Below are 13,422 nucleotides of genomic sequence, written 5' to 3' on the forward strand. Positions count from 1 at the left end.
ATTGCTTGAATGCATACAAAATAAAGGCTGGTGTGCCCATTGATGTTATAAGATCAAATTACCAACCTTTTACTAGATGAAATCAAAAAGCTAAGGAATTAAGCCTTACCTTGATTTATTAAACCTCTATCCTGAATTAAATGACCTTGAACAGAAGTATTACTTAAATAACTTTGAGGCTCTAAGTTTATTTGCTGTTCTTCAACTTCTAATGTACTATCTCTATTGTGTAATATCTGCTCTATTGATTGATTTACTATTAAATCTAGTTCCTTATTAAATATAACCATAAATTTGTTAAACTTCTTTGGACTTAACTTACCTGTTTCTCTATCGTGGCATGCTTGCTCTACATATGAGTTTAAAAATCCTGAAATGTCATTAAACTTACCACCCGTGATTTTTGCAGTAACCTCTTTCTGCATTTCTACACAATCAATATTTAACCGATGTATTGATATCCCACTTTTTAATGCAGCTTGCTCTACTACTTTCTCAAATTCCTCTATAATATTTAATGCATAGCCCTGTGCTTCTAATGGTGATATAGACTGAACTACTGTGGAAATATACTTCTGACCTGTGATTTTCCTTATAAATACATCTAATAAAAGAAGTATACCGTTGTTATCAATACCTTGAACTGTAATAGCTTTAGAAGGTTCCATACTTATAGCTGCCTTAAAAGGAGAAGAAACAAACTGAAAAATACCTTTAATAGTATCTACCGTAGTGTAAGCAAAAATATTGATAAATGAAGATGGCTTACTTGTTCCGCTTGTAACTCCTATTTTATCAGGACCTATCTTATCATTTTGCAACGAATTTTCATCTTCTTGTGCAATACTGAGGCGATTATGGACACGTGTTGATAGGGAGCTGCTTTCTTCTTGCAAGTTAAGATGTTGGGTGATTTCTTCATTTCTTCTTATTCTTTCTTCTAGAAGGTTTCGTATTTCTAAGCTGTTTTCTTCATTAAGCGTATTTGCTACGGCTAAAGCTCCTCTAGCATCAACATAATCACTTTTATCAAGAATGAGCTTAACTACACCCAAATTGCCACGAGCAGCTGCAGTATGCAAAGGTGTCCAACCATTCTCATCTTTAGCGTTAACATTAGCACGCTTATTTATAAAAAGACCAGCTACTTGTAAATTATCATGAAGAGCAGCCCAATGCAGAGGAGTAGCGCCATGATTATTCTTAGCATTAATATCAGCTCCTCTCTCTATAAGCTTTTCTACTACCTGTAATTTATCTGCAAGAACAGCTAAATGTAGAGGAGTATTGCCTCTATTGTCCCTGGCATTAACATCATCCCCTTTATTGATAAGATCCGCAACTTGATTAGCATCTCCACTACGTACAGCAGCAAATAATTCATTAATCATTTAACCCTCGATAAAAATCACTCAATTTCAAAGTAAGAAAAAAATCTTTTTCTGAATAAAACAGCTACCTCATAATATAAAGAAAAATATTTTCACTATCATATTTATTATACATAAAAAATTAATAGCTCAATATACTTTTCATAAAATACTCCATCTCTAAAACTTGTCAATCCCTATTTAGAAGTTTTTTTGATAATCTTTAATGAAAGTTCTTAACGAATTAATACTGACTTAATAGTATATATTACTAAAAATTTAAATAAAATAACCATTTCCAACAACTAAAACCGGCTAGTGAGAGAAGAGTTCGTTTTGGGATGGATTGGTCTGTTGCTGGAACTCAAGAACTGCTGCAAAAGGAAAGCCCTAGTTTTTATGGTAATTATGATATTAAAAAATCACGTTTAAAAATACTTTATACAAGTGAGAAACACCTCTTTTTGTTTTTGCAGCAGGTCTCCATGTATCCCTCTTTAATTAAGAGACTGACTAGCTCCTTGAGTTTGTTCAGTGCTTGAAAACTCAAGACGACTATTTATACCTTTGTTTTCAATCATTTTTGCAAATACCCTTACTTTAAGCTTAGGCACATGCCTTTCTTTCACATCTTCAAAATCTAAACAATTAATCAAAGTTACTCCCGTTTCTTGTTGAATATAACTATAATCATTATTATGAGACATAAGAGAGTTTTTTATGACAGCAAATGACATTTTTTGAAAATCTTCTTTATAATTTTCTGATAAAACATCAGTCAATGGTCTATGGTTATGAAGGAAAATTTCTTTTTTTACTTCATCAGCCTTATTAATTAAAATATGTGCATATTCTGGATATTGCTTCTTTAGGTTATCATGATTATCAATCTGATTCTTTATGTCTGAATTCCTTTCCCACATACTAATTAGTTCATTAATATCACTTTCTTTCAAAAAGGAATGTAGTTTCTGACTTTCTTTTCCAATTTTTTTGACTTCTTTTTTACAGTTTTGAAGCTGCTGAGAATAATCGTTATATCTCTCACGCGAAGCGCTTATACGTTTATCTTTTTCTTCTAAATTTCTTGAATCCACATACAAGCCAGCAGCTTCTAGTTTTGCTATGTGGCTTAGTATAGTCTTACAAGTCTCTGCATCTAAATATTCACTAATGTAAAAAGAAGGAGTCATGCGACTTCCATTCACTCGATTAATATCAACACCTTCTTCTATCATAGCTTTTACTAATTCTGCAGAACTATTTTTAACAGCATTGTGAAGAGGCATTCTATTAAGCTCATCTTCCACATAAATATTAGCCCCTCTTTTTATTAAAGCTCTTACTGTTTCTATACTGTTACTTTCAACAGCCACATGTAAAGGAGTCTGTTTCCAATAATCTACTATATTAACATCAGCACCTTCTGCTATTAGAATTTTAGCTATATTTATGTGGTCATACTTAGCAGCCACATGTAAAGGAGTCTGTTTCCAAGAATCTACTATATTAACATCAGCACCTTCTGCTATTAGAATTTTAGCTGTCTTTGTCCAGTTATACTTGTTAGCAGCCACATGTAAAAGAGTTTCGCCATGTTTGTATTTTGCATTAACATCTACTTTGTTATCTTTTATTAACCTTATGAATTCCTCGGAATTTAGTTCTCTCTCTGCATTAGAGAGATTTTCATATAATTCTTGTTGTTCTATTTGTTTCATAAATTACTCATTTATATATTAATATTTGATATTAATATATTTATCATAAATGTCAATTTTTTACTATTCAGTCAAACTTGCTATAAGTTTACTCGATTCTTCTTTACTATTCCTAAATAAATTATTATTAATTTAATATATCTTCTTGTTAAGAATTTAAATGATATATCTACTTTCAGCAACAAAAACCAGCAAATGTGAGAAGAGTTTGTTTTTGGATCTTATGGTCTACCACTCAATACATACGAACTTTTCTTTATATTAATTTATTTTTTGATTTGACACACTTTTTTGAATGTTTTCTCAACATTTCATTACCTTCTCTCTTTCTCCATTTCCTGGCTCAATATTTACACATGACATTTTTCTTTGAGGATGCCTTGATAGTGGTTTATACCCAGAAGGTCCTGGCTGTGATTTTGATAAATCTTCTATTGCCTCAAATTTTCTCTTTCTCTCTTGATAAGATTCATCTACTTCTTGACGGGTACTGGAAGGGAAAAGGTTTGACTTCACTGTATCAAGCATTTCCTTACTATTATAGTTTATCACAGCTTCAAGACACATCCTTTTGAACTCCTCAGAAGAATATTCATGGCTCTCAATTATATGGGAAGAAAGCATTTTATGATTATAAGCTGCTAACATTGCATATTGTTCTTTTGGTGATCCTGCTTTATCTAATAGAAATTCTAACACTTCAATATCAACTTCAGCAGCAGCTTCTCTAAATGCTTCATAATTATTGGCCGCCAACATTGCATGTCGTTTTTCTGGCGATCCTACTTTATCTAATAGAAATTCTAATACTTTAATGTCAACATGAACAGTATTTACCCTAAACGCTTCATAATTATTAGCCGCCAACATTGCATGTCGTTTTTCTGGCGATCCTGCTTTATCCAATAGTAGCTCCAACACTTCAATATTACCTTCACTGGCAGCTATTCTGAGTGCTTGACAAGCATTAGCCACCAACATTGCATATTGTTCTTCTGGCAATCCTGCTCTATCCAATAAAAACTCCAATGCTTTAATATTACTTTCAGCAGCAGCTTCTCTAAATGCTTCATAATTATTAGCCACCAACATTTTATGTCGTTCTTCTGGCAATTCTACTCTATCCAGCAGTAGTTTCAACACTTCAATATTACCATTACCGGTAGCAGCTACTCTAAATACTTCATAATTATTAGCTGCCAATATTTTACTCTGTACATCTAGTAATTTCGCTTTATCCAATAGAAACTCCAACGTTTTAATATTACCACTGTCAGCAGCTGCCCTAAATGCTTCATAATTCTCCACTGCTAACATTGCATGTTGTTCTTCTAGTGATCCTGCTCTATCCAGGAGCAACTTCGACACTTTAATATTACCTTCACTGATAGCTTCCCAAAACGCTTCGTAATTATTAGCCGCCAACATTTCACACTGTAAATCTAGTAGTTTCGCTCTGTCCAATAGAAACTCCAACGTTTCAATATCACCATCATCATCTGCAGCTACTCTAAACGCTTCATAATTATTAGCCGCCAACATTTCACGCTGTACATTTGATGATTCTGTTCTATTCAATAAGAGTTTCAGTACTTCAGTGTGCCCTGCATAAGCAGCTACTCTAAATGCTTCATAATTATTAGCTGCCAACATTTTATACTGTACATCTAGTAATTTTGCTTTGTCCAATAGAAGCTCCAATACTTTAATATTACTTTCAACAGCAGCTTCTCTAAATGCTTCATAATTCTTCACTGCTAACATTGTATGTAGTTCTTCTGGTAATTCTACTCTATTCAGCAGAAGCTCTAATACTTCAGCATTATCATTACCGGCAGCTTCTCTAAATACTTCATAATCATTAACTGCCAACATTTTACACTGTAAATCTAGTAGTTTCGCTCTGTCCAATAGAAATTTCAACGTTTCAATATTACCTTCAGTAGCAGCTTCCCTAAATGCTTTATAATTAGCAGCCGCTATTAACATTTTATATTGAATATTTTTCTGTGATTGTGTGTTTCTGTTCATAAATTACCTCTAACCTATAGATACATTATGCAGCATAAATACTTAATAGTTCTTAACATTACTGTACTTACATTTTTGAGTACTATAAATGCTTATATTTTTTTTTGTATACTTCTGCGATTTTTGCTTTCTTTAGGAAAATTTCTATTGCACTTTTATTATAAGATAAGCATAAACTTTTCTTACCATAATTCTTCTTTTCCATTTTTTAATGAATTAGTATTACATATTGCTAAAAATTTAAACAATATAACCATTTCCAGCAAACAACATTAGCTAGTGAGAGAAGAATTTGTTTTGGGATCTTGGTCTACCACTTGTTCTACGCGAATTTATATCAATTTATTACTTTATTTCTCTGTTTTTTTGAAATTCCCCTCATAAAATTAAATAGCTTACTGTAAAATTATAGTCTTAAGTCCTTGTTTGCAGGTTGTACAGAGACGCTGTTAAATGAAGATATAGGTGACCTATGAGTTAAGTTAACTGTGCTTTTATCTTCAAATTGCAATGCTTCACTTATATTTTTTAATTTTCTTTTTTTAGGTAGTGTATGTTCATCAAATGTCTCTAGGTTTCTTTTATGTGATTGTGTTTTTAAGTCTGGAGCTAAGTGCATATCTTCAAGATAATAAATAATTTCTTCTGAGTTAGAATATACAATAACATAGTCCAAAGGACTCATATTTTTTTCATTTTGTCTATCTATAATAGCTCCTTTCTCTATAAGGTATTCAACAATATCTAACTGACCATGCATAACAGCAAAGTGCAAAGTACTCTCACCTTCTTTGCTACGTAGATTTATATTAGCTCTTTTCTCTACAAGATATTTCACAATATCCAATCTACCATATATAACAGCAAAGTGCAAAGGACGCATGTTATTTTTATCCTTTATATTTATACTAGCTCCTTCCTCTACAAGGTATTTAATAATATCTAAGTGACCATATATAGCAGCAAAGTGCAAAGGACACATACTATCTTTGTTTAATGATTTTATTATAGCCCCTTGCGCTACAAGGTATTTAGCAATATCTAAGTGACCATATACGGCAGCAAAGTGCAAAGGATTCATACCTTTTGTGTTATTTAGATTTACATCACCCCCTTTCCTTACAAGATGCTGAACAGTACCTAAGTGACCATGTATGATAGCATAATCTAAAGAAGTAAAATTCTTTTCATCAATAGCATTAATAACTTTACTTAATTTATCAGGATATATTTTCTCTAATATCAGCTTAATAACCTTTTCATTACCATCTTTGGCTAGCAAATGTAAGATAGTACCTCCATCATAAATAGAATCAATAAATTCATTAACTAATCTACTATATTTACTTGCATGACTCCAAACAGACTTAACGTGATTTGGATTCGTAAGGCAAAATGATGTCATAATTTCTCTTAAAGTTTCTTCTTCTATTCCTGTTCGTTCTTTCTCTACTCTTACTGTTTTTTGTATCCCTTTATGAACTCTTGCTATTGACTCCTCTAGCTCAATCACTGAAAACTTATTGAGTAGATTAAGAGCATCCAAAACTTGTTGCTTACCTTTTTCTGATTTCTTCTGGAGGAAAATTTCTTCTATATCAATTTGATTGGGATCCAAGTAAGCCATATATGATACAATATCATGCGATTGCTGCCCAACATTTTTTTCTCTTCTTATTTTATTAAGGTTAAGCTTCAAAGTTGTAAATAATTCTTTGGTGATACCTAATGCTTCCAAAAGATCAGGATTTGATTTTTGTATTGCTTCATTATAGCGTTTTAGATATTCGCTAATACTAATCTTTTCTTGTTTTATATATGCTGCTCCTTGCACCAAAGCTAATGGTAGATAATTCAACGCTTCTGCTAACTCTACTAGATAGCGATTCTCTAATTTATCTTTTATCCCTAAGGCCCTTTCAATAAATGTTATAGCTTCTCCTAGAGAAAATCCATCATTCAACTGTGTCTTTTCTATTTCTTTTTCCCAATTCTTGCTACGAGAAGTAATTAAAACGTAAGGCTTTTCTCCATGAAAAAACAAATTAGGAAAATAGGATGGTAAAAATTTTTCGATCTCCTTATACTTACTGGTGTTATCAAAGATGAAAAGACTTTTTACGTCTCGAAAATACTGGTATACATCCTGGACAATAGATTCTATTTCTCTATCTCGAACAACATTAAAATCCATATCATTATCATTTTCTGTAGGAATTTCTAATTCTTTAGCTAAATTACGAAATGATTGTGAAAGAGTACTATATGTTGTAGCATCTATCCATGCAATTTTCTTCCAGTCATTCTTCTTACTATATACGCAGTTCTTAGCCAATTCACTTTTTCCTGTTCCATGTTTCCCATTAATTAAGACCACTCGTGACATTTCCACTTCTTGATTTTTACTGTCTAACTTCTTTTTTAATTCATCTAACATCACTTCTCTTTTTATAAAGAATTTTGGTAAATAGCCCAAATTAAAGGAAAATGTATTTTTACCTTCTTTTTCATGAAGTATTCGTAAATTTCTGATTTCTTCACGCAGTTCTTGTATATCCTTTTTTTTTGCTGAATCGTTTTCATTGATCTCTTTTAATATACTACTAGCCAATCCTTTCTTTTTTTCCTCATCTAAAATACGCACATACTCTCTTTTTTTAGATGTTGCACTAAGTACATATTTTTGTTCTAACTCTTCCCAATTTTCTAATTCCCACGTAAAGGGAAGCCGATAGCCGTATTTTTCATGCTCATTCAATTGATAATACTTAATAATCTCACCCTCTGCTTTCTCTATTCCCACCTTTTCATATAACTCTGAAGTCATCAACATTTCACCACTTTGTTTATCTTTTACTTGATGTCCAGTACGTGTAGTAAACGGGTACTTTCTTTTTGATTTACCTAAAATAACACCTTTAGTTATGTGAAGATTGGGAAATTCTCCTTTCTCGTTGCAAGATGTAGTGTAATTTATTACTCTGGATACAGTATCCATTGCTAACTTCTCAATCCCCCTATTACAAGACAACTGATTAGTATCCACAATTTTAGTGAATTGCTTCTCAAAACTTTGAAAAATTTCCAAGCCAGCTTCTATTAAAATCTTTCTTAAGTTACCTTCTGAAGGCGCAACTATTGTAGAAAATATTTTTGCTTTTTTCCTATGTTGGTTTGTAGAAACAAAACTCACACACTCCATAACTTGAGAAGTACCTACTTTCTCCACACTTGGTGGAATATAATTACCCACAGTTGATACAACCTTAGCTACTACTTTACCTGTTTTACGTACTTTTGAACCTGGTTTTGCTTCTTTAGAACATTCAGATAGTTTTTCCTCGAATTCTTTAACAAAAGTCTTAACAAAAAAAGTTGCTTTTTTCACTATTTCATCACTTGTAATGCTTATACAGCTAAACATTTCTTCATCATCAGTCGATGTACTACTGCTGCCTATAGATGAAGATCTTGTTACTCTAGGGCTCTCCTGACTTCGTCCACACTGAAGTTCTTCACTAGATAATATATTTTCATAATCAACTATTGCTGATCCAGCATCTACATAATCCATTTGATTATCTGCTACTTGTTCTCCTATATTTTCTTTACCTAACATAAAGCCGCCTATATTTTAATATTCATATTTTGATTGTTTTGTCGTAAACCTCTTTTCTGAAGATTGATTTCAACATTTGATTCTTATGCAGCTGTACCAAACCAATTTGCTGTAGAAACCTTACGGTAATCCTAAGTAACTTTAATTGCTGAGTAACAGTATGCTTTTCTTTTGACTTCTGACTAAAATAGATATATTCTTAAAAAATCGAGAATTGCTTTCTGAGTGATATACATAATACAATGCATCTAACTCACACCCCATGTTTTCATTACGTTAGACTGCATTGTAGCTAAAAAGATCTAGCAAAGCAAGAATTTTTTTGCATACTTTAGCATCTTATTTTAGTTTTTATTTTAAAACTAAAGCAGCTCAGTTTCATGTACTTTTATTTCTTTATCGACTGTTATTTTTCTTCTTCAATGCATCTATGAGTAATGATAACGTGGACGGTAAAGCTTGTAAAGCAATTTTTTTATATAGCAAGATTCAGCTATTTAATAAAAAGATCGTGGCTAGACCAAAAAATATAAGAGCTGAGAGAATATCAGTTGTTGCTGATGTTAAGATTGAAGACGAAACAGCAGGATCGGATCTTAAACGATGAAGCATTATAGGAATGAAAGTTCCGATGAACGTTGCAATAATTGACATCATAATCATGGAGACCACAAAAATCATCTCCACTTTGACATTGTGAAACCTTATTGCTAACACTACTAATGAAATAGTAGATAAGATCACCCCGTTTATAAGACCTATTAAAAATTCTTTCATCAGTATTCTTTTTGCATTTTGCTCAGTTAGATATTTTGTTGCGATTGCCCGGATAGTTAGTGTTACTGTTTGGGATCCTGCATTTCCGCTCATCGATGCAATGATTGGCATAATTATTGGCAGTACTATAAAACTTTGTATTACGTTATCGAAAAAGCCAACTACTATAGAACATATTGTTGCAGCTAAGAGGTTAAACAGTAACCAAGGTAGTCTTTTAATTATAGTTTTATGTATAGGGGCATTTATATCAGATTTAGAAGATACACCGCTTATTTTAAGCACATCCTCTTCTGCTTCTTGTTGAACAATTTTGATTACATCTTCAATAAGGATTACACCTATAATTTTACCATTCTTATTTACTACTGGAGCTGATAATAGAGAGTAATCTTTAAATATTCTTGCTACTTCTTCTTGGTCCATTCCAGTTTTAATTATTTTTATATCTTGACTCATTATCTCTTTTATTATTGTTTCTCCTGAGTGAGATATTACCTTATTTAAGTTGAAAATGCCTATGGGTTCTAATTTTGAGTTAATGATGAAAATTTGATAAAATGTTTCTGGTATTTTTTTATAGTTGCGCAAGAATTCCATTAGCTGATTTATCGTCCAATAATATGGAGCTATAACCATATTTTTATGTATCAACCTTCCTGCACTTTCTTCTGGGTATGATAACAATTCCTCTACTAATTTTTGAGTTGCATTGGGTAAGTAGTTAAGTATATTTTCTATAGACTTTCTATCTAAATCTTTCACTATAGCTACTATGTCTTCTATATCAAGAAGCATTAGTAACTTTGCTGTATTTTCTATTCCCAATATTTCTATGATCTCTACTTGTAAATCTGGTACTACATGTACTAAGGCATCACTTAACAAATGTTGATCGAGGATATTAACTAATTTCTCCCTGTGATCACTGATCGAAGTAGATAAAAAATAAGCTAACTGAACGCTATCTATCGTTTTTACAATATTACGAACATTCTCTAATTCTTGATTATCGAGAGACTCTATTAAATCATCAATAGCCTTTTTGTCTAAACCATAATGAGAACTTGTTTTAATATTCATTACTTTACCTTATTTTTTTAATAAATATACACACTTGATTTTATTGAACATTCAAGTATAATAAAATTATTTTGAATTAACTATTATATGGTTAAATTTCTATTTTGTTTGCTGTTATTGTTAGTGATAATAAATATATTAAAGTCTAAAGTATAATGAAAACCCATCCAGAAATCCTTGAATACTTTCAAGGCTTAAATAAAAGTATTTCTCTTATCAGGAGGTGTCTTTGACATAGAAAAATTGAAGTTGCGTCTTGAAGAGCTGGATTCTCAAGCGTTGAATGATAATCTGTGGCAAGACAATCAAAAAGCACAAGAGATTTTAAAAGAACGCTCTAAAATTAAGCATGAAATAGAATCGTTTTCAAAGCTAGAAAGCGATTACAACGATTCTATCAGCTTGATGAAATCTGCTATTGATGAGAATGATGAAGAATTTTTTTCTGAAGTTAAAGGTGAGTTAGTAAAGCTAGAGAAATTAATCAAACTTAAAGAGACAGAATCCTTATTTACTGGTGAAGCAGATAACAATAACTGCTTTTTAGAAATCCACTCAGGAGCTGGTGGAACAGAGAGCAATGATTGGACTGAGATGCTCATGCGCATGTATACAAGATGGGCAGAAATTTATCACAATTTTAAAGTTGAAGTTGTAGAAAAATTAGATGGTGATGCAGTTGGTATAAAATCTACAACAATAAAGATCATCGGAGAAAAAGCTTACGGGTGGGCAAAAAGCGAAAGTGGAGTTCATAGATTGGTTAGAATATCACCATTTGATGCAAATGGTAAACGTCATACCAGTTTTGCAAGTGTAGGAGTAACTCCAGTGATTGAAGATTCAATAGATATTGTTGTGGATGAAAAGGATTTAAAGATCGACACTTACCGTGCTTCTGGAGCAGGTGGTCAGCATGTAAATAAGACTGAAAGCGCGGTACGTATTACGCATATTCCAACAGGCGTTGTAGCTCAATGCCAAAATGGTCGTTCTCAACATAAAAATAAAGATGAAGCACTTAAACTACTTAAAGGACGTTTATATCAAATTGAATTGGAAAAAAAAGAACAGAAAATGGCCGAAGAATATGGCAAGAAATGCGATATAGGTTGGGGCAGTCAGATCAGATCGTATGTTATGCATCCATATCAAATGGTAAAGGATTTAAGGACTGGACATGAAGTTGGCAATATAAATTCCGTTTTTGATGGCAATATAGATTGTTTCATAGTTAGTGTATTGGAGTTAAAATGAGATTTATTAAAAAGCTAAGTTTTATGCTCTGCTAATAAGGGGAAAAGAAAACCAAAATCTATTGAGAAAAATGGAACAATTTTGTGAATATATCTATTATCCAAGTAGCTGATGAAAATGGCAACTCGTTTCTTATGGGCACAAAAATGTAATATGAAGAGAAATCTTCGTACATTAAGTTGTAGCCGCGCAACGTCTGCCATTGATGATTATTTCACCTACTGTAACTGCTGCTAAAATAAAGCAGTAATAAACTTGTGTTAACAAAGAAATAGGTGAGACAGAAGCAATGCTACCTGCTAGCAGCAGCTGGGAACCATAAGGCAAAATGCCTTTTGTAACGCAAGCAAAAATGTCTAACAAGTATGCACTACGGTATGACGGAATATTATGCTTTTGCGCGAGCCTTTTTGCAATATCGCCACTTAATAAAATAGCAATGGTATTATTAGCAACTAAAACAGTAAACATAGATGCTATGCCCGCTATTACAAATTCAGCTTTAGTTTTTGTGATATTGCTTTCATCGATAAGTTTGTGTAATGCCTTTTGACCCTGCTTGTACATTATATGACTCAATCCGCCAATAAATAGAGCAAATATCACTATCTCGTTTACTTTTTTGAAACCGTCATATATGTCATGAGAGAGTTGAATGATAGTATAGTCAAAAAAAGTCATCCCTAATACACTAGCAACAATTATATTTATAGTTATTGTTACTAAAGTAGTAACTTCAAATAACCCCATGATTATTAAAGAAATATAAGGAATAATCTTTATTACTGATAAATAATCTAAATTTGATGTAGGAATAATTTTTGTACTATCTGCCATAATTGCCAGATAGACAAGCGTTATAATGCTGGCAACAAATGCTACTTTAGAATTCACTTTAAGTTTATCCTTTATCGTGGCCCCCTGTGAAGAAACAGATGCAATAGTAGTGTCAGATATCATTGAAAGATTATCACCAAATACGGCACCTCCAACTACAGTTGCAGTTCCTATTTCAAGACCAAAAGCCCCACTTTTTGCTAAGTTAACAGCTATTGGTACCATTAATACAACAACTCCCATAGACGTACCAATTGCAGTTGATATAAAAGCGGAAGCCAAAAATACTCCAGGCAGTAGTAATCTTGCTGGAAGGAAATTGAGAATTAAATCAGCAACAGTATCTGCACTACCAATTGATTGAGTCACCACAGAAAATGCTCCAGAAAATAGAAAAGTTAAACACATAGTAAGGGTGTTTTTATCGCCCATACCCTCGATGACAGTATCGATGTTACGTTGAATTTTACCTGCACTGCATGCAACAGCAAAAAATAGCGCCGGTAGTAGGCAAATTACCGGTGAAACTTGGCGAAGCGGATTATCAATTCCAATAAAGGAAAAATAGACACCACTTCCAAGGTATAAGATTAAAAAAATAACCAAAGGAAAAAAAGCTGTCATTTTACTGCCTTAAAACCTATGATTATAATCAATTAAGTGGTTTCAGGCAAGCTTGGTTTTCGCAAGGCTTTAGTCTCTAATGTTGCACTTGTAGAAAAAATAT

Annotated in this window: 7 protein-coding genes; 1 reads left to right on the plus strand and 6 read right to left on the minus strand. The window is 32.3% G+C overall.

The features are described from left to right. Positions 1-98 precede the first annotated feature (98 nt). The 5 genes from OOL05_RS03970 to mgtE form a co-directional block, all read right to left on the minus strand. Positions 99-1,391 carry an ankyrin repeat domain-containing protein gene (locus OOL05_RS03970; RefSeq protein ID WP_264729885.1) on the minus strand — a complete coding sequence of 431 codons (1,293 nt, stop codon included), beginning with the start codon at positions 1,389-1,391 and terminating at the stop codon, positions 99-101. 476 nt (positions 1,392-1,867) lie between these two features. Then, positions 1,868-3,091, minus strand: coding sequence for an ankyrin repeat domain-containing protein (locus OOL05_RS03975; RefSeq protein ID WP_264729887.1), 1,224 nt, complete (start codon positions 3,089-3,091; stop codon positions 1,868-1,870). Positions 3,092-3,394: 303 nt separating this feature from the next. Beyond that, a complete protein-coding gene (locus OOL05_RS03980) occupies positions 3,395-5,122 on the minus strand; it encodes an ankyrin repeat domain-containing protein (RefSeq protein WP_264729889.1) in 1,728 nt (575 codons plus the stop codon). A gap of 406 nt (positions 5,123-5,528) precedes the next feature. After that, positions 5,529-8,741, minus strand: a complete 3,213-nt coding sequence (locus OOL05_RS03985; RefSeq protein WP_264375890.1) for an ankyrin repeat domain-containing protein — start codon at positions 8,739-8,741, stop codon at positions 5,529-5,531. Between the two features lie 489 nt (positions 8,742-9,230). Then, a complete protein-coding gene (mgtE, locus tag OOL05_RS03990; protein ID WP_010405243.1) occupies positions 9,231-10,601 on the minus strand; it encodes a magnesium transporter in 1,371 nt (456 codons plus the stop codon). 155 nt (positions 10,602-10,756) lie between these two features. Here mgtE and prfB point away from each other — a divergent pair. Further along, positions 10,757-11,858 (plus strand): peptide chain release factor 2 gene (gene prfB / locus OOL05_RS03995; protein WP_264729892.1). Its coding sequence is split into 2 segments (ribosomal slippage): positions 10,757-10,822 and positions 10,824-11,858, totalling 1,101 coding nucleotides; the frame shifts between segments, so codons are not numbered across the junction. Positions 11,859-12,032: 174 nt separating this feature from the next. On the opposite strand, the gene OOL05_RS04000 is transcribed toward prfB, so the two are convergent. Continuing rightward, complete coding sequence (locus OOL05_RS04000) at positions 12,033-13,319, minus strand: Na+/H+ antiporter NhaC family protein (protein ID WP_211908158.1); 1,287 nt, start codon at positions 13,317-13,319, stop codon at positions 12,033-12,035. Between the last annotated feature and the right edge of the window lie 103 nt (positions 13,320-13,422).

Origin of the sequence: Wolbachia endosymbiont (group B) of Episyrphus balteatus, from assembly GCF_947250575.1 — a bacterium.
Taxonomy (GTDB): Bacteria; Pseudomonadota; Alphaproteobacteria; order Rickettsiales; family Anaplasmataceae; genus Wolbachia.